Origin of the sequence: Streptomyces panacea, assembly GCF_040560175.1 — a bacterium.
GTDB lineage: Bacteria > Actinomycetota > Actinomycetes > Streptomycetales > Streptomycetaceae > Streptomyces > Streptomyces panacea.
Map to the genome: position 1 here is coordinate 1 of NZ_JARJHW010000165.1, position 16784 is coordinate 16784.

At 70.2% G+C, this 16784-nt stretch carries 19 protein-coding genes, 1 pseudogene and 1 riboswitch; of the genes and pseudogenes, 13 read left to right on the top strand and 7 right to left on the bottom strand.

Going from position 1 to position 16784, the window contains the following annotated elements:
• The 10 genes and pseudogenes from P3L51_RS28470 to P3L51_RS28515 form a co-directional block, all read left to right on the top strand.
• Positions 1-233, top strand: a pseudogene (locus P3L51_RS28470) (ATP-binding protein); the annotation flags it as partial.
• A gap of 2 nt (positions 234-235) precedes the next feature.
• On the top strand, positions 236-643 hold the full coding sequence (locus P3L51_RS28475) for a roadblock/LC7 domain-containing protein (protein ID WP_354608184.1): 408 nt from the start codon (positions 236-238) through the stop codon (positions 641-643).
• Positions 640-1005: a DUF742 domain-containing protein gene (locus P3L51_RS28480; protein WP_354608185.1), complete on the top strand. Its 366-nt coding sequence runs from the start codon at positions 640-642 to the stop codon at positions 1003-1005. Before P3L51_RS28475 ends, P3L51_RS28480 begins: the two co-directional genes overlap by 4 nt.
• Positions 983-1588 (top strand): GTP-binding protein, encoded by a 606-nt coding sequence (locus P3L51_RS28485; RefSeq protein WP_354608186.1) that lies wholly within the window; start codon positions 983-985, stop codon positions 1586-1588. The genes P3L51_RS28480 and P3L51_RS28485 overlap by 23 nt, the downstream gene beginning before the upstream one ends.
• The gene (locus P3L51_RS28490) at positions 1489-2955 is read left to right on the top strand and encodes a cytochrome P450 (protein WP_435594545.1); all 1467 of its coding nucleotides are present in this window, start codon (positions 1489-1491) and stop codon (positions 2953-2955) included. The genes P3L51_RS28485 and P3L51_RS28490 overlap by 100 nt, the downstream gene beginning before the upstream one ends.
• 68 nt (positions 2956-3023) lie before the next feature.
• Positions 3024-4277: a cytochrome P450 family protein gene (locus P3L51_RS28495; RefSeq protein ID WP_354608188.1), complete on the top strand. Its 1254-nt coding sequence runs from the start codon at positions 3024-3026 to the stop codon at positions 4275-4277.
• Between the two features lie 100 nt (positions 4278-4377).
• A complete protein-coding gene (locus tag P3L51_RS28500; RefSeq protein ID WP_354608189.1) occupies positions 4378-5355 on the top strand; it encodes a hypothetical protein in 978 nt (325 codons plus the stop codon).
• Between the two features lie 111 nt (positions 5356-5466).
• A complete protein-coding gene (locus P3L51_RS28505; protein ID WP_354608190.1) occupies positions 5467-6174 on the top strand; it encodes a class I SAM-dependent methyltransferase in 708 nt (235 codons plus the stop codon).
• A 206-nt stretch (positions 6175-6380) separates the two neighbouring features.
• A complete protein-coding gene (gene ctaD, locus P3L51_RS28510) occupies positions 6381-8150 on the top strand; it encodes an aa3-type cytochrome oxidase subunit I (protein WP_354608191.1) in 1770 nt (589 codons plus the stop codon).
• Positions 8147-8497, top strand: a complete 351-nt coding sequence (locus P3L51_RS28515; RefSeq protein WP_354608192.1) for a hypothetical protein — start codon at positions 8147-8149, stop codon at positions 8495-8497. Before ctaD ends, P3L51_RS28515 begins: the two co-directional genes overlap by 4 nt.
• Positions 8498-8518: 21 nt before the next feature.
• Here the strand turns inward: P3L51_RS28515 and P3L51_RS28520 are convergent, their stop codons facing one another.
• From P3L51_RS28520 to P3L51_RS28530, 3 genes are all read right to left on the bottom strand, one after another.
• Positions 8519-8998, bottom strand: coding sequence for a DUF4396 domain-containing protein (locus tag P3L51_RS28520; protein ID WP_354608193.1), 480 nt, complete (start codon positions 8996-8998; stop codon positions 8519-8521).
• 152 nt (positions 8999-9150) lie between these two features.
• Positions 9151-9780: a DUF305 domain-containing protein gene (locus P3L51_RS28525; RefSeq protein ID WP_354608194.1), complete on the bottom strand. Its 630-nt coding sequence runs from the start codon at positions 9778-9780 to the stop codon at positions 9151-9153.
• A gap of 72 nt (positions 9781-9852) precedes the next feature.
• A complete protein-coding gene (locus P3L51_RS28530; RefSeq protein WP_354608195.1) occupies positions 9853-10275 on the bottom strand; it encodes a DUF6153 family protein in 423 nt (140 codons plus the stop codon).
• A gap of 174 nt (positions 10276-10449) precedes the next feature.
• On the opposite strand from P3L51_RS28530, the gene P3L51_RS28535 reads away from it, so the two are divergent.
• The 3 genes from P3L51_RS28535 to P3L51_RS28545 all read left to right on the top strand — a co-directional run bounded on the left by P3L51_RS28535 (position 10450) and on the right by P3L51_RS28545 (position 11997).
• Complete coding sequence (locus tag P3L51_RS28535; protein ID WP_354608196.1) at positions 10450-10821, top strand: BlaI/MecI/CopY family transcriptional regulator; 372 nt, start codon at positions 10450-10452, stop codon at positions 10819-10821.
• The gene (locus P3L51_RS28540) at positions 10818-11732 is read left to right on the top strand and encodes a M56 family metallopeptidase (RefSeq protein WP_354608197.1); all 915 of its coding nucleotides are present in this window, start codon (positions 10818-10820) and stop codon (positions 11730-11732) included. The genes P3L51_RS28535 and P3L51_RS28540 overlap by 4 nt, the downstream gene beginning before the upstream one ends.
• An 82-nt stretch (positions 11733-11814) precedes the next feature.
• The gene (locus P3L51_RS28545) at positions 11815-11997 is read left to right on the top strand and encodes a hypothetical protein (RefSeq protein ID WP_354608198.1); all 183 of its coding nucleotides are present in this window, start codon (positions 11815-11817) and stop codon (positions 11995-11997) included.
• A gap of 43 nt (positions 11998-12040) precedes the next feature.
• Here the strand turns inward: P3L51_RS28545 and P3L51_RS28550 are convergent, their stop codons facing one another.
• The 4 genes from P3L51_RS28550 to gcvT all read right to left on the bottom strand — a co-directional run bounded on the left by P3L51_RS28550 (position 12041) and on the right by gcvT (position 16468).
• A complete protein-coding gene (locus P3L51_RS28550; protein ID WP_354608199.1) occupies positions 12041-13423 on the bottom strand; it encodes an L-serine ammonia-lyase in 1383 nt (460 codons plus the stop codon).
• A gap of 137 nt (positions 13424-13560) precedes the next feature.
• Positions 13561-14829: a serine hydroxymethyltransferase gene (glyA, locus tag P3L51_RS28555; protein WP_354608200.1), complete on the bottom strand. Its 1269-nt coding sequence runs from the start codon at positions 14827-14829 to the stop codon at positions 13561-13563.
• Between the two features lie 17 nt (positions 14830-14846).
• Positions 14847-15224, bottom strand: a complete 378-nt coding sequence (gene gcvH, locus P3L51_RS28560; RefSeq protein ID WP_354608201.1) for a glycine cleavage system protein GcvH — start codon at positions 15222-15224, stop codon at positions 14847-14849.
• Positions 15225-15304: 80 nt separating this feature from the next.
• The gene (gene gcvT / locus P3L51_RS28565; RefSeq protein WP_354608202.1) at positions 15305-16468 is read right to left on the bottom strand and encodes a glycine cleavage system aminomethyltransferase GcvT; all 1164 of its coding nucleotides are present in this window, start codon (positions 16466-16468) and stop codon (positions 15305-15307) included.
• Between the two features lie 158 nt (positions 16469-16626).
• A riboswitch (glycine riboswitch) is annotated at positions 16627-16724 on the bottom strand.
• Positions 16725-16784: the final 60 nt, after the last annotated feature.

A 16784-nucleotide genomic window follows, 5' to 3' on the forward strand; every position in this document is an offset into this window, starting at 1 on the left:
GTTCGCGGCGCGACGAGTACGAGCCCGGCGCCGAGGCCGTGGACCCCGCCCCCACCGCCGTCACCCCGCCCGGCTCGCCGGAAGAGGCCGGCGACTGGATGGAGCAGTTCTTCGAGGGCGGCCGGACCCTGCCGTCCCCGGACGCCCCCACCGCCGCGGATTCCCCCACCGACGAAGGCCTGACCGGCCCGTCTTCCTCCGCCAACCCCCTCCCCCCAGAAGGACAGACGTGAGTATGAGCTACGTGGAGAACCCGGAGCGGCGCAGCTGGATGATCGCCGAGGTCGCCGTCGTACCGGGGGTCGAGCGGGTCATCGTCTTCAGCGCCGACGGACTGCTCCTGGCCAGCTCCGACGGAATGGACCGCGCTTCCGCCGAGCGTCTGTCGGCCAGTTGCTCGGGCCTTCAGTCCCTCGGCCGCAGCCTCGGCCGGGAGTTCGGCGAGGACGGCGGGGTCGTGCACCAGCAGATGGTGGAGTTCAACGGCGGTTTCCTCTTCATGCGCAGCGCCAACGGAGCCCATCTCGCCGTCGTGACAGGCCCCGTGGTGGACCCCAAGCTCGTCGCCCGGCAGATGCAGGCGCAGGTGATCAAGATCGGGGCGGGCAATCTGAGCAGTCCGCCGCGGCAGGACCCCGTATGAGTGGTCCGGGAGAGGAGTACGCGGACAGTGCCTTACGTCCGTACGTGATCACCAAAGGGCGCTCCCGGCCGACCCGCAACACCATAAGTATTGAGACCCTCCTCGTGGCGATCAGCCCTCCACGTGCCCTGCCGGTCTCGGCGACCAGGGAAGAACGCGCCCTGGTGCGGATGTGTGAGCGGCTGCTGTCCGTCGTCGAGGCGGCCGCCCATCTCGAACTGCCGGTCAGCCTGGTGAAGGTGCTGGCGTCCGATCTCGTCGACAGCGGCCATCTCTCCGCCCGTTCGGGTGTGCCCAGGGCCGCCCTGCCCGACCCGCAACTCCTCCAGGAGGTACTGGATGGTCTCCGTCGGCTCCGCTGACCGCTACTTGCCCGACACTGTCCAGCAGGCCGTCAAGATTCTCGTCGTGGGCGCGTTCGGCGTCGGGAAGACCACGCTGGTCGGCTCGGTCAGCGAGATCGAACCGCTGCGCACCGAGGAGGCCATGACGCAGGCGAGTGTCGGCGTGGACGACCTGGCCGGTATGAGTACGAAGACCACGACCACCGTCGCCATGGACTTCGGCCGGATCACCCTCAACTCCCGTCTCGTGCTCTACCTGTTCGGGACACCCGGACAGCGCCGCTTCTGGGATCTGTGGGAGGGACTGGCGGAGGGCGCGCTCGGCGTCCTCGTCATCGTGGACACCCGAAGACTGGAGGACAGCTTCGACGTCCTCGAACAACTGGAGCTGCGCGGACTGCCGTTCGCGGTCGCCGTGAACCATTTCCCCGACAGCGAGCACTACGGCGCGGACGAACTGCGCGGCGCGCTCGACCTGTTGCCCGAGACACCGGTGATGATGTGCGACGCGCGCGACCACGCGTCGTCCGTCGACGCCCTGATCAGCCTCGTCGAGTACGTGTCGGCGAACTCGGCACGCACCCCGGAGACCACCTCATGAGTTCCGCCGCCCCACCGCCCGCGTCCGAGCACGAGCACGAGCCCGCGTCCGGGCAGCGGCCCGCGTCCGGACCCGCCGCCTCCGAGCCGTCACCCCCGCCGCGGTGCCCGGCGCACCCTTCCGCCGGCGGCGGTACGGGGCTGCTCCCGCTGTCCGCCGCCGTCGGGGCGCCCGACCCGCGCGCCGTCTACCGCCAACTCCGCGCGGAGTGGGGCAACGTGGCCAAGGTGGAACTCGAACCGGGCGTTCCCGCCTGGCTCGTGATGGGCTACCGCGAGCTGCTGACCATCACCCGGCAGGAGCAGATCTACTCCCGCGACGGCCGCAAGTGGCGCCACATGTACGACGGTGTCGTCGCGCCCGACTCGGGTCTGCTGCCGATGATGGGCTGGCGCGCCAGTGTGATCGGTTCCGACGGCCCCGAGCACCGGCGGCTGCGCAAGCCGCTCGACGACGGCATCGCCAAGATCGACCAGCGCAAGGTGCGCCGCCATGTCGAGGAGATCTGCACCGACCTGATCGCGAAGTTCTCCGAGCGCGGCAGCGCGGATCTGGTGAACGAGTACGCCACGATCGTGCCGATGCTCTCCCTCGCCTCCCTCTTCGGCCTGGACGCCATCGAGGGCCGGGAGCTGCTGGACGCGCTCATCGCCCTGTTCGGCAGCGCCGACGACTCCCAGGCGGGCAACCGTCACTTCGAGCAGATCCTGCTCGACACGGTGCGCGAGCGGCAGCGCAACCCGACCGACGACATGACGACGGTCTTCATCAACCACCCGAACCTCCTCAACGAGGCCGAGCGCCTCCAGTCGATCGTGGTGATGATCTCCGCGGGCAACGAGACCGTCACGGCGTGGATCGCGCACACGCTGCGCCTGATGCTCACGGACCCCCGGTTCGCAGCCCGGCTGCACGGCGGCCGGCTCGGGGTGGACGACGCGCTCGACCAAGCGCTCTGGCGCGACCCGCCGATGAACAACATGCCGGCCCGGTACGCCCTGCACGACACCGAGTTGGGCGGCCGGCTCATCCAGCGCGGCGACTGCCTCATCCTCGGGCACGCCGCCGCCAACGACGACCCGGCGATCCGCCCCGACGAGGGCGACGAGGAGCCGGGCAACCGCGCCCACCTCGCCTTCTCGGCCGGACCGCACGTCTGCCCGGCGCAGGTACCGGCGCGGCTCATCACCCGTACGGCCGTGAACACCGCGCTGAACCTGCTGCCCGACATGAAACTGGCGATCCCCGCCGAGGAGGTGACCTGGCGTCCCTCACCCTGGACGCGGGTCCCCGTCGCCCTCCCGGCGCGGTTCTCGGCGGCGCGGATTCCGATCCGCACCGGCCGGGGGCAGTCCGAAGTGGCTTGATACAGCCCGAAGACGGACGGAACTTCCCAGAGATCCGCACACCCGAGACCGAGTTCTGGAGAAGCAACATGACCCTGCAAGCGGCAGTCCCCTCCGAGGCGGAGATACCGGTCGTCACCCTCGACCCGCACGGCGGCGACCACCACGGCGAAGCGGCCCGGCTCCGTGAACTCGGTCCCGTGGTACGTATCAGACTGCCCGGAGACGTCATGGCCTGGTCGGTGACCGACCACGCCCTCCTGAACGACATGGTCGCCGACCCGCGCTTCAGCAAGGACTGGCGCAACTGGAACGCCATCCTGCGCGGCGAGATAACCGACGGCTGGCCGCTCATCGGCATGGTGAAGGTCACCAACATGGTCACCTCGGACGGCCAGGAGCACCGCAGGCTGCGGAAGCTGGTCACCCAGACCTTCACGCCCCGCCGGGTCCAGGAGATGCGTCCGCGCATCGAACGGATCGTCACCGACCTGCTGGACGCGCTCCCTTCGCACGCCGACGCCGACGGCAGCGTCGACCTCCGCCGGCACTTCGCCCACCCGGTGCCGATGCGGGTGATCTGTGAACTCTTCGGCGTCCCCGAGCACGAGCGGCCCCGGCTCAAGGAGTTGATGGACAACATCTTCCGCTCCGACCTGGGGCCGGAAGAAGTGATGGCCAGTCAGATCGAGCAGTACCAGCTGCTCGCCCGGGTGGTCGAGACCTGCCGTGAGCACCCCGGTGACGACCTGACCAGCGCGCTCGTCGCCGCCCGCGAAGCGGACCCCGACTCGCTCAGCGAGGAGGAGCTGGTCGGCACGCTCCTGCTGATGCTCGCCGCCGGGCAGGAGACCACACTCGGCCTGATCACCAACGCCGTACGCGCCCTGCTCACCCACCCCGACCAGCGCACCGTCGCCGAACAGGGCGACGAGACGGTCTGGGCGAACGTGGTCGAGGAGACCCTGCGCTGGGACGCGCCGATCGGCAACTTCCCCTTCCGGTACCCCCTGGAGGACGTCGAGATCGCGGGCGTGCGCATCCCCAAGGGCGAGGCGATCATGGCCCCGTACAGCGCCGTCGGCCGCGACACGGCCCAACACGGCGAGGCCGCCGACGAGTTCGACATCACCAGGGAGCAGCGCAAACACCTGGCCTTCAGCCACGGCCCGCACTTCTGCCTCGGCGCCCCGCTGGCCAGGCTCGAAGCGGCGCTGGCCATACCGGCGGTGTTCAAGCGGTATCCGGAGCTGACACTGGCCGTCGACCCGGACGACCTGATCCCGGTGCCCTCGCTGTTCTCCAACAGTTCCGCCACGCTTCCGGTTCGTCTCGGAGCGTGACCGGTGACATGCTCGTCCTATGACGTGGACAGAGTCCGGGCGGGGGCGAAAGCACGTAACCGCCCCTGACGCGGCGCGACTTCGCGACGATCTCGATCGCATGGGCATCGACGCGCCGGTATCGGGGCGGGTACATGTCGCCTTACGCACGCGGCAGCGGTACCGGCGCGCCGCGCGGCGGTGGAGAGTCGCGTTCTGTCTCGCGGCCCTGCTGCTGATCCGCCCGGTGCTGTCCGGCTGGGGCGACTTCCTGGCGGGGCTGGTCGGGCCGGAGAGCCCGGGCCCCGTCGTCGCCGCGATCGACTCATGGGTGGGCGCCCTGCCGTACGGCCTGGACAGGCCGGTGGTGGTCGTCCTCGCCGTCCTCGCGTCGGCGACCGTGTTCGCCCTGCTGGTCGCCACCGTTGTTGCGTTCTCGCTGCTGCTCCTGCCGCTGCTCGGCCCGCCGTGGGCGGGCGGCGGACCCGTGGCGGTCGTACGCCGCTTCGCGCCCGTGTACGTGCTGGTGCGTGCCGTACGGGCGTGCGCCGTCGCGTACGGGGCGGGCGGTCAGCGGCATGTGACGGAGCGGGCGCGCGTCGGGGTCCACCTCCGGGAGGTCACGAAGGTCCTCCAGAACGCGCACGCGACGCGCGGCACCATCCCCTGGCGCTCGCGCCGCCGCCGCGACCTGAAGCGGCACGCCGGCCAGGTCGTCGCCGTACTGCGGGAGGCCGAGGCGCGCCTCGACAGCGAACCGCGCGCGGCCCTGACCGATCTCGCGCGACTGCTGCTGACGATCGCCGACCGGTACGCGGAGGGCCGTGTCGGGGCCCTGCTGGACCAGGACAGGCTCGACGGCGTCACGCCGGTGCGCGACCGGGGAGCGGTCCGGCTGGTCACGGCGACGGTGCTGACGGCGCTCGGCGTCGTCGCCGTCGCGTTCCTCCCACTGCCGCCGATGGGGGAGCCCTTCGCGCTCGGCGCGGCGGGAATCGGCGTCCTGGCACTGGTCCACGGCAGAGGCACCCGGTGCGCCCTGGACGTCGTGGACGCGATCCGGCTGAAGGCGAAGGGACTTCGTACGCACCGCCGTTGACAGCCCGTTTCAGCCCCGGGCGGAACGCGTGGCCCTGCCCCGCCGCCGGGGCAGGTGAGGGAGTGGACGAGGCGGAACACCCGCAGCGGCGGAGCGCGGAAGGGCGGCCCCATGGCGACGGCGGCGTACGACGAGATCGCGGACTGGTACGAGCACGAATTCCTCGGGGCGGACGACTCCGGGCACGCGGACCCGCTCGGTCTCGGCGACCTCGTCGCCGACCTGCTCGGCGAGGGCACCGGCACCTGCCTGGAGATCGGCTGCGGCACCGGCATCCACGCCGCCCGCGTCCGGGCGCTCGGCCGCACGCCCGTCGGCGTGGACCTCGCGGCCGGCATGCTGCGCCACGCGCGCGGCCGGCTGCCGGTGGCACGGGCCGACGCCGAGCGGCTGCCGCTCCGCGACGGATCGGTCCCCGCGGTCCTCGCGGTGATGGTGCACACCGACATGCCCGGCTACCCGGCCGTACTCCGCGAGGTGGCCCGGGTGTTGCGTCCCGGCGGGGTGTTCGTCCACATCGGCGTCCACCCCTGCTTCTGCGGGGGCTTCGCCGACCGCCGTGACCCGGACATGGTCGTCGTCCGGCCCGGCTATCTCGACGGCCACTGGACGACGGACTCCTGGACGGACCAGGGTCTGCGCGACAAGGTCGGCGCGACGCACCGTCCGCTGCCCGAGCTGCTGCACGCCTTCCTGGACGCGGGCCTGACGCCGGAACGGTTCGCCGAGGCCGGCGGCGTGACTCCCCTGGTGCTGGCGGCCAGGACCAGGTCCGCCGGCACCGGGAGCGCCGACTCCGGGCCCGCGGGCCGAAGGTAGTAACAAAGATCATCATGCGTACGTGGTCGACGTGCGCACCGGCATGCCCCACGAACGTGTGAAACAGCGCCCGATGCACCCTTCCGTGTCGGTCCGTACAACCGGCATGGAATACATTGCGGGCGTAATCATCTTTGTTTGTCTGGGTTTGCCCGGCCGGCATATGCGGGTTCGCGTCGGTGGTCGGTGACTGAACTGGAGTTGGTGTGGCAGCACAGCCCGGATTTGAGGTCGACGCCCCGCAGGAGAGTGACGACGACTCGTATCAGAACGAGCTGCCGGTGCGGCGCAAAGAGCCCGGCAATGTCGTCATCAAGTGGCTCACCACCACCGACCACAAGACGATCGGCACGCTCTACCTGATCACGTCGTTCGCGTTCTTCGTGATCGGCGGCGTGATGGCGCTGGTCATGCGCGCCGAGCTGGCCCGTCCCGGCATTCAGATCGTGTCGAACGAGCAGTTCAACCAGGCGTTCACGATGCACGGCACGATCATGCTGCTGATGTTCGCGACGCCGCTGTTCGCCGGATTCACCAACTGGATCATGCCGTTGCAGATCGGCGCGCCCGATGTGGCGTTCCCTCGGCTGAACATGTTCGCGTACTGGCTCTATCTGTTCGGCTCGACCATCGCGGTGGCCGGCTTCATCACCCCGCAGGGCGCGGCGGACTTCGGCTGGTTCGCCTATTCGCCGTTGTCGGACGCGGTGCGCTCGCCGAGTGTGGGAGCGGACCTGTGGATCATGGGTCTGGCCTTCTCCGGATTCGGCACGATCCTCGGCTCGGTCAACTTCATCACCACGATCGTCTGTATGCGCGCGCCCGGCATGACGATGTTCCGGATGCCGATCTTCTGCTGGAACGTGCTGTTGACGGCCGTGCTGGTCCTGCTCGCCTTCCCCGTACTGGCCGGTGCGCTGCTGGCGTTGGAGGCCGACCGGAAATTCGGTGCGCACATCTTCGACTCCGCCACCGGCGGCGCGTTGCTCTGGCAACATCTGTTCTGGTTCTTCGGGCATCCAGAGGTGTACATCATCGCCCTGCCCTTCTTCGGGATCGTCTCCGAAATCATTCCGGTGTTCAGCCGCAAGCCGATCTTCGGGTACATCGGTCTGGTCGGAGCGACGATCGCCATCGCGGGTCTCTCCGCCACCGTATGGGCCCACCACATGTATGTGACGGGCGGTGTGCTGTTGCCGTTCTTCTCCTTCATGACATTCCTGATCGCGGTGCCGACCGGGGTGAAGTTCTTCAACTGGATCGGCACGATGTGGAAAGGCTCGCTGTCCTTCGAGACACCGATGCTGTGGTCGATCGGCTTTCTCGTCACGTTCCTTTTCGGTGGTCTGACGGGCGTCATCCTGGCCTCGCCGCCGATGGACTTCCATGTCTCCGACTCGTACTTCGTCGTCGCGCACTTCCACTACGTCGTCTTCGGCACCGTGGTGTTCGCGATGTTCGCCGGCTTCCACTTCTGGTGGCCGAAGATGACCGGCAAGATCCTGGACGAACGGCTCGGGAAGATGACGTTCTGGACGCTGTTCGTGGGTTTCCACGGCACATTCCTGGTGCAGCACTGGCTCGGCGCGGAAGGAATGCCCCGCCGTTACGCGGACTATCTCGCGGCCGACGGCTTCACCACGCTGAACACCATCTCCACGATCAGCTCGTTCCTGCTGGGCCTGTCGATGCTGCCGTTCTTCTACAACGTCTGGAAGACCGCCAAATACGGGAAGAAGATCGAGGAGGACGACCCCTGGGGCTACGGCCGTTCCCTGGAATGGGCGACTTCCTGCCCGCCGCCCCGGCACAACTTCCTCACACTGCCCAGGATCCGCTCCGAATCCCCGGCGTTCGACCTGCACCACCCGGAGGTCTCCGCCCTCGAAGACGCGCACAACGCGGGCCGGCGGGACGTCGTGGAGCCCGGGGAGGGCGTCGCCGCTCCGCTGGGGGACGACGAGGGCCGGTCGTGAACGGCAAGTCCTCACCGCAGTCGGGGGAGGCGTCCGCGGGCATCCAGCAGTTGGAGGGCTACCTGCTGGCCCAGAGCCGGGTGCGGGAAGCCCGTACACACGCCGTGGTCTTCGCCGACCGCATGCCGTGGCTGACGACCGCTCAGCACGAGGAAGTCGTCAGCCTCTACACCCAGGACCACATCGCCATGTCCCGGCGGGCGCTGGAAGCGGTGGTGGCGCGCGCCGGTGAGCTGCGGGCGGAGTACACCGCGCGCTACGAGCTGCTGCGGCGGCGCCTGGTGTGCGCGAGCCTCGCCGCGCTGATCGGCGCCGGCTGTGTGCTCCTGTGGCACGTCCCCCGCTGACGGCGGCGAGAGCGGGCGCGCTCAGTGGAGGGAGTGGACGACGGCGTGGCCCTTGCCGCGGCCGATCATCCACTTGTTGACCGGAGTGGTGATCAGGAACGCGACGGCGAATCCGCCGAGGAGCGCGTACCAGAACAGTCCGTCGGACAGGTGGGCGTCCATCGCGCCGGGAGTGAGCGCGATGATGCCGTTGTCGACGAGCTCCATGACCGCGATGGACACGGTGTCGGCGGCGAGTGCGATCTTGACGGCGGACTTCCGGTCGAGGCCGGCCCCGCGGACCGCGAACACGGTGAACGAGTAGCCGAAGACGAAGGCCAGGGAGATCGCCAGAATCATGGTCGGCACGTTGCCCCACAGCAGGGCGGTGCCGATGACCATGCCGAGGATCTCGCCGATGGCGCACCCGGTCAGACAGTGCAGCGTCGCCCTGGTCGCCATGGACCAGGACGCCCCGCCCGTGCCGCCCGGCACATGTCCCGCGTGGTCGGTGTGGTCCATGGATCTCGACCCCTCTTCCGTTTCCGTGGGAGGCCTGGTGGCGGCCCGACACGATGCAGGATATACCCCCTAGGGGTATACGGGAAGGGGTGGGGATCGCCGGACCGCTCCGGGTGCGCGGACGCCCGGTGCCGTCCGGCGATCCCCGCGGGTCAGAGCCGGTCGATGAGTGTGCGCAACTGCTCGACCTCGGCCGTCTGTGCCTTGATCACCTCCGCGGCGAGCTTCTTGGCCCTGGCGCTCTCGCCGTTCTTCCGCTCGTCGCGGGCCATCGTGATCGCCCCGTTGTGGTGCTCGATCATCAGCTCCGCGAACTTCTTGTCGAAGTCGGCGCCCTTGGCGGCGGTCAGCTCCGCCATGTCCTGGCCGGACATCATCCCGTCCGCGCCGTCCGAGCCGCCCCCGCCGTCCGAGTGGCCCGAGTCGCCCGAGCCGTGGTCCATGCCGGGCATGCTCCCGTCGGCCGACTCCGGCTCGCCCCACGCCTTGAGCCAGGAACGCATGGTCGCGATCTCCGGGTCCTGCGCCTTCTCGATCTCGTCGGCCAGAGTCCTGATCTCCGTGCTTGAGGCCCGGCCGCCGGCCAGCGTGGACATCTCGACGGCCTGCTGGTGGTGCGGAATCATCCCCTGGGCGAAGGCGACGTCCGCGTCGTTGAACGCGCCCGCGGTGGAGTCGTGGCCGTCCCCGTCGCCGCACGCGGCGAGCAGGAGGGCCGAGGCGGTGAGCGCGCCCGCGAGGGCGAGGCGGCGCCGGTGACCGGCGTGCTTGATGGAACTCATTTCGGTACAACCCTGTGGTCGGTCCTGCGGATGTGTGCGTACGCGGCTTCGCGCCCCTGAGGGCGGTTCGGCCTAGATCCGCAGGACCGACAGCGACGACAACTCCGGTGTACGGGGCGGGGGGTTGGGCCGCCGCGCGACGGCGACGCCCGCGAGGGGGTCGGTGAGCCGTCCGGGCCGGCGGGCGAACGCCGCCGACAGGGCCGCGAGCACCCACGTACCGAGCACCGCCACGCACAGCGAGGCCATGTCCATGGCCATGCCGTCCATGCCCATGACCGGCTCGTCCGCCGGCGACGTGTGAGGGAGGGCGTGGTCCCGCGCAGGGGCCGGGGCCGGATCGGCGGAGGCGTGGGTCATCGCGCCCGCCCCCGAGCCGTACGACTCGTCAGGATGCCCGACCGTGTGCATGGCGAACACCCCGAGCGCGAGCACGACGACCAGCAGGAGGCGCCCACCGACGCTCCCCGCCCGTCCGTACCCGCTCGCGCTCACCCGCTCCGCCACCCTCCACTTCGCAGCCGCACGTCCCGCACGCCCCGCAGGAACGACCCGCGCGGCCGACCGCCGCGACGGGCGAGTCGAGAGCGTAACTGCTAAGCAGTTTAGTGGCAATGTGGAGGGGTGGAGCCTTAGGATGAGCGGTCACCGACGACGGAGGGAGCGGGCGTGCGTCAGCTGGGCGAGCTGGAGGCGGAGATCATGCACCGCCTGTGGTCCTGGGGACGGCCCGCGACCGCGCGCGACGTGCTCACCGACATCAACACACAGCGGCCCATCGCCTACAGCACCGTCAAGACCGTGGCCGACATCCTGTACCGCAAGGGCATGCTCCGACGCGAGAAGGAGGGGCGGGCCTGGCTGTACGAGCCCACCTGTACGCGGCAGCAGTACACGGCCGCTCTCATGCAGGAAGCGCTCGGCGGAAACCCGGATCCGGCGGGCGCCCTCCTCAGCTTCGTGGAGCGGATCTCACCCGGCGAGGCCGACGCGCTGCGCGAAGCCCTGCGGCTGGCGAAGCGGCGCGAAGGCGCCCCGTGACCACGGCCGCCGTGCTGGCCGGCTACGCCCTGCTGATGGGTAGCGCCGCCCCGTACCTCCTGGCGCGGGCGAGCTGGCTCCACCGCGCCCCGGCGGCCGCGATCACCGCCTGGCTCGGGCTGGCCGCGACGTTCGTCGTCTCCGGCGCGCTCGCCTTCTACCACCTGCTCCTGTCCGAACCGCATGTGCACGACGGTCTCGTCGGACTGCTCACCGCGTGCGGCCTGATGACCGGCGGCCCGGCGCGGGACACACCGCCGACACCGACCGACCTCGCGGCCGTCCTGCTCCCGGCAACTCTCGTGCTGCTCCCGGCCGTTGCCCTGGTCCGGATCTCGTGGCGCGCGCACCGGGCCCGGCGGCGCCAACGCGACCTGCTCGCCCTGGTCGGCAGCCCCGCGCCCCGGTACGGCGCCACGGTCGTGGAGCACGCGGTGGCCGCCGTCTACTGCCTGCCGGGCCGCGCCCCGCGCGTCGTCGTCACCAGCGCCGCGCTGCGGGTCCTCTCCGAGGAGCAGCTGCGCGCCGTACTGGCCCACGAGCAGGCCCATATCGCCGGGCGCCACCACCTGGTGCGCGCCGCCATGGAGGCTTTCGCGCATGCTTTCCCGGGGCTTCCGCTCGCCCGGCTGGCCAGGGAACAGACGGCGCTGCTGCTGGAGATGGTGGCGGACGACCGGGCGCTGCGCGGCCATCCACGCGAGGTGCTCGCCGCCGCGATGTACGAGGTCGCGGCCGGCCAGACACCCCGCGTCGCGCTGGGAGCGGGCGGCTCCGGTTCGCTCATCCGGATGCGCCGTGTCCTCGACCCGTACCCGAAGCCCGGCCGCGCGACGGGGCTCGGCATCGTCCTGGCCTCCGCCGCCGCACCTCTGCTGCCCCTGCTGATCGCCTGCGGCCCGGGGGCCTGACCGGCCGCCGACGCCGCCGACAGCCGACAACTGGCCACGCCCGTCCCCGTATCCTGACGCGACCGGAAAAAGGGAGAGGCTGATGGTGGTACTGCTCGGTGTGGTCCTGGCCCTCACCGTGGCCGGGTGCGGCGCCGTGGTGTGGGCGTCGCGCGGGGGACCTCGGTGGGTACGCGGCGTGGCGACCGCCACCCTCGCGGCGGGCGAACTGGTCAAGCGCTCCGGCAAGAGCGGAAACCGCACCAGCGGGAGCGACACGACCTAGGCTCGGTCCGCCGGGCAGGGCCTGGCGGGGCGCGGCTGCCCGCTCAGCACTCGATGATGTTCACCGCGAGGCCGCCCCGCGCCGTCTCCTTGTACTTGACCGACATGTCGGCGCCGGTCTCCTTCATCGTCTTGATGACCTTGTCCAGGGACACCTTGTGGCTGCCGTCGCCGCGCAGCGCCATCTTCGCCGCCGTGACCGCCTTGACCGCCGCCATGCCGTTGCGCTCGATGCACGGGATCTGTACGAGGCCGCCGACCGGGTCGCAGGTCAGGCCGAGGTTGTGTTCCATACCGATCTCGGCGGCGTTCTCGACCTGTTCGGGGCTGCCGCCCAGAACCTCCGCGAGAGCGCCCGCCGCCATCGAGCAGGCCGAGCCGACCTCGCCCTGGCAGCCGACCTCGGCGCCCGAGATGGACGCGTTCTCCTTGAAGAGCATGCCGATCGCGCCGGCGGCGAGCAGGAAGCGGACGATGTCGTCGTCCTTCTCGGCGTCCGTGTGGCCGGCCGCGGCGAAGTTCAGGTAGTAGTGCAGGACAGCGGGGATGATGCCCGCCGCGCCGTTGGTGGGGGCGGTCACGACGCGACCGCCGGCCGCGTTCTCCTCGTTGACCGCCATCGCGTAGAGGGTGATCCACTCCATCGCGTGGGCCGCCGGGTCACCCTCGGCGCGCAGTTGCCGCGCCGAATTCGCCGCGCGGCGGCGGACCTTGAGGCCGCCGGGCAGGATGCCCTCGCGTGCCATGCCGCGGGCCACGCACGCCCGCATGGCCGTCCAGATCTCCAGCAGGCCCTCACGGATCTCGGCCTCCGTGCGCCACGCCTTCTCGTTCTCCATCATCAGCGCGGAGATCGAGAGCCCGGTCTCGCGGGCCAGCCGCAGGAGTTCGTCACCGCTGCGGAAACGGTACGTCAGCACCGTGTCGTCCAGCTTGATGCGGTCCTCGCCCACGGCGTCCTCGTCCACGACGAAGCCGCCGCCGACCGAGTAGTACGTCTTCTCCAGGAGGGTGCCGCCGTCGGAGTCGTACGCGAAGAGCGTCATGCCGTTCGCGTGGTACGGCAGCGCCTTGCGCCGGTGCAGGATCAGGTCCGCGTCGAAGTCGAAGGGGATCTCGTGCATCCCGAGCAGACTGATCCGGCCGCCGGTGCGGATGGTCTCCACCCGCGCGTCGGCGGACTCGATGTCGACGGTACGGGGGGACTCGCCCGCCAGACCCAGCAGCACCGCCTTGGGGGTCCCGTGGCCGTGGCCGGTGGCGCCGAGCGAGCCGAAGAGTTCCGCCCGTACGGAGGCGGTGTGGGCCATCAGGCCCTCGTTCTTCAGGCGCCGGGCGAAGAGGCCCGCCGCGCGCATGGGGCCGACCGTATGGGAGCTGGACGGGCCGATGCCGATCGAGAACAGGTCGAAGACCGAGATGGCCACGGGGGGACTCCTAGCTGGTGGTAGACGCCGTTGTCTGCCGGGGTGGTGCAGAAACCGCATATGGGTCCAACAGTACGGGGCACCGCGCGCGCCGATCAGGTGCGCGCGGTGCCCCGGGGCCGCGGTCGCGGGTGCGACTACAGGCCGGGGTACAGCGGGTGCTTCGCCGCCAGAGCGGTCACGCGCGCCGCCAGGGCGTCACGGTCGAACTCGGGCTTCAGCGCCGCCGCGATGACATCGGCGACCTCGGTGAAGTCCTCGGTCGTGAAGCCGCGGGTGGCGAGCGCCGGGGTGCCGATCCGCAGGCCGGAGGTGACCATCGGCGGGCGCGGGTCGTTCGGGACGGCGTTGCGGTTGACCGTGATGCCGATCTCGTGCAGCCGGTCCTCGGCCTGCCGGCCGTCCAGCTCCGAGTTCCGCAGGTCGACCAGGACGAGGTGCACGTCCGTACCGCCGGAGAGGACCGAGACGCCGACCTCGGTGACGTCGCCCTGCACCAGACGCTCGGCGAGGATGCGCGCGCCGTCCAGTGTGAGCTGCTGGCGCTCCTTGAACTCCTCGGTCGCCGCGACCTTGAAGGACACCGCCTTCGCCGCGATGACGTGCTCCAGCGGACCGCCCTGCTGCCCGGGGAAGACCGCGGAGTTGATCTTCTTGGCCAGCTCCTGGGTGGAGAGGATCACGCCGCCGCGCGGGCCGCCCAGGGTCTTGTGCGTGGTCGTGGTGACGACGTGCGCGTGCGGCACCGGGTTGGGGTGCAGACCCGCGGCGACCAGACCGGCGAAGTGCGCCATGTCGACCATCAGGTACGCGTCGACCTCGTCCGCGATCCGCCGGAACGCGGCGAAGTCGAGCTGACGCGGGTACGCGGACCAGCCGGCCACGATGAGCTTCGGGCGCGACTCCTTGGCCAGGCGCTCGACCTCGGCCATGTCGACCTGACCGGTCTCCTCGTCGACGTGGTAGGCGACCACGTTGTAGAGCTTGCCGGAGAAGTTGATCTTCATGCCGTGCGTCAGATGACCGCCGTGGGCCAGGTTCAGGCCCATGATCGTGTCGCCCGGCTTCAGCAGCGCGAACATCGCCGCGGCGTTGGCCTGCGCGCCGGAGTGGGGCTGCACGTTGGCGTGCTCGGCGCCGAACAGCGCCTTCACCCGGTCGATCGCGATGGTCTCGATGACGTCGACGTGCTCACAGCCGCCGTAGTAGCGGCGGCCCGGGTAGCCCTCGGCGTACTTGTTGGTCAGGACGGAGCCCTGCGCCTCCATGACGGCGACCGGAGCGAAGTTCTCCGACGCGATCATTTCGAGCGTCGACTGCTGGCGGTGGAGTTCGGCGTCGACGGCGGCGGCGACGTCGGGGTCGAGCTCGTGGAGAGAGGAGTTGAGGAGCGACTTCGAAGACATCACAGTCCCTGGGGGTCTCAGTTGCCGGAGAATTCGGTGTACTCGTCGGCGGAGAGCAGGTCCTTCGGCTCGTCCGCGACGCGCACCTTGAACAGCCAGCCGCCCTCGAAGGGTGCGGAGTTCACCAGCGAGGGGTCGTCCACGACGTCCTGGTTCGCCTCGGTGATCTCACCCGTGACGGGGGAGTACAGGTCGCTGACCGACTTCGTCGACTCCAGCTCGCCGCAGGTGTCGCCCGCGGTCACCGTGGAACCGACCTCGGGGAGCTGGGCGTACACGACGTCGCCGAGGGCGTTCGCCGCGAACTCCGTGATGCCGACCGTCGACACGCCGTCATCGGCGGTCGACAGCCACTCGTGCTCCTTGCTGTAGCGCAGCTGCTGGGGGTTGCTCATGTCGTGAATTCTCCTGTACGCGGGGGAGTGGTGGTGAACATGTGTCTTGCGGAGTGAGATGACACCCGCTCCGGCAGGCGCTACTTCTGACGCTTGTAGAACGGCAGCGCGACGACCTCGTACGGCTCGATCGAGCCCCGGATGTCGACCCCGACACCCGCCGTGCCCGCCGCGGCGTGCGACGCGTCCACGTAGGCCATCGCGATCGGCCGGCCCAGCGTCGGCGACGGCGCGCCCGAGGTGACATGGCCCACCACCGCGCCGTCCGCCACCACCGGGTATCCGGCGCGCGGCACCCGGCGGCCCTCGGCGACGAGCCCGGTGAGCTTGCGCGGCGGCGCGCTCTCGGCGCGCTCGGCGGCGGCCTCCAGCGCCGTACGGCCCACGAAGTAGCCCTCCTTCTCGAACTTGACGACCCGGCCCAGGCCCGCGTCGAAGGGCGTGAGGCCGGTCGTCAGCTCCTGCCCGTACAGCGGCATCCCGGCCTCCATCCGCAGGGTGTCGCGGCACGAGAGCCCGGCCGGTACGAGTCCGGCGGACGCGCCCGCGGCCATCAGTGCCTGCCACAGCCCTTCCGCGTGCCGGGGCTCCACGAACAGCTCGAAGCCGTCCTCACCCGTGTAGCCGGTACGGGCGATCAGCGCGGGCACACCGGCGACGGTGCCGGGCAGCCCGGCGTAGTACTTGAGCCCGGCCAGATCGGCGTCGGTGAGCTGGGCGAGGATGCCGGGCGACCGGGGGCCCTGGACGGCGAGCAGCGCGTACGCGTCGCGGTCGTCCCGCACCTCGACGTCGAAGTCCGCGGCGCGGCCGGTCAGCTCGTCGAGGACCACCTGCGCGTTGGAGGCGTTCGCGACGATCATGAACTCGGGGGCGCCGTGGGTGTCGAGGCGGTACACGATCAGGTCGTCCAGGATTCCGCCGTCCTCCTGGCAGATCATGGTGTAGCGGGCGCGGCCCACGGCGAGCGTGCCGATGTTGCCGACCAGCGCGTAGTCCAGCGCCTCGGCCGCCTGTGTGCCGGTGACGGTGATCTCACCCATGTGGGAGAGGTCGAAGAGGCCAGCCTCCGTACGGACGGCGAGGTGCTCCTCACGCTCGCTGGCGTAGCGCAGCGGCATGTCCCAGCCGGCGAAGTCGGTCATCGTCGCGCCCAGTGAGCGGTGCACGGCGTCGAGCGCGGTGAGACGCGGCGCGTCGGGACCGGCCGCTTCGGGGACGGGGGTGTCAGACGTATTGCTCATAGGTGTGGCTCCCAGGGCATGACAGAGAGGACAATCCTCCCCATCTGTCATCGGAACCTGAGAGGTTCATCACGACCCTACGTACACACACGCGCACGGAGGTCGTGACTTGCACCTTGGGTGGAGCCGCCTGGCGGCGATTCGCTTTTCAGATCTGCCTCGTCCGCGCGGTACTGGGCCTGAGAGATTCAAGGGAGGAACTTGCTCCTTCGGCGCCCGCCACCAAGGGTGGCCGGGACTCTCCCGCGCGGATTCGAACGGCCGGTATGGAGTTGGCGGGCACATCATCGCACGCGTCGGCTTCGGTAGCTGTCTC

Excerpts from the sequence above, each read along its gene's own strand:
- P3L51_RS28475 (WP_354608184.1), top strand. The coding sequence starts at position 236 with ATGAGCTACGTGGAGAACCCGGAGCGGCGCAGCTGGATGATCGCCGAG.
- P3L51_RS28480 (WP_354608185.1), top strand. The coding sequence starts at position 640 with ATGAGTGGTCCGGGAGAGGAGTACGCGGACAGTGCCTTACGTCCGTAC.
- P3L51_RS28485 (WP_354608186.1), top strand. The coding sequence starts at position 983 with ATGGTCTCCGTCGGCTCCGCTGACCGCTACTTGCCCGACACTGTCCAG.
- P3L51_RS28495 (WP_354608188.1), top strand. The coding sequence starts at position 3,024 with ATGACCCTGCAAGCGGCAGTCCCCTCCGAGGCGGAGATACCGGTCGTC.
- P3L51_RS28500 (WP_354608189.1), top strand. The coding sequence starts at position 4,378 with ATGGGCATCGACGCGCCGGTATCGGGGCGGGTACATGTCGCCTTACGC.
- P3L51_RS28505 (WP_354608190.1), top strand. The coding sequence starts at position 5,467 with ATGGCGACGGCGGCGTACGACGAGATCGCGGACTGGTACGAGCACGAA.
- P3L51_RS28520 (WP_354608193.1), bottom strand. The coding sequence starts at position 8,998 with ATGGACCACACCGACCACGCGGGACATGTGCCGGGCGGCACGGGCGGG.
- P3L51_RS28525 (WP_354608194.1), bottom strand. The coding sequence starts at position 9,780 with ATGAGTTCCATCAAGCACGCCGGTCACCGGCGCCGCCTCGCCCTCGCG.
- P3L51_RS28545 (WP_354608198.1), top strand. The coding sequence starts at position 11,815 with ATGGTGGTACTGCTCGGTGTGGTCCTGGCCCTCACCGTGGCCGGGTGC.
- glyA (WP_354608200.1), bottom strand. The coding sequence starts at position 14,829 with ATGTCTTCGAAGTCGCTCCTCAACTCCTCTCTCCACGAGCTCGACCCC.
- gcvH (WP_354608201.1), bottom strand. The coding sequence starts at position 15,224 with ATGAGCAACCCCCAGCAGCTGCGCTACAGCAAGGAGCACGAGTGGCTG.
- gcvT (WP_354608202.1), bottom strand. The coding sequence starts at position 16,468 with ATGAGCAATACGTCTGACACCCCCGTCCCCGAAGCGGCCGGTCCCGAC.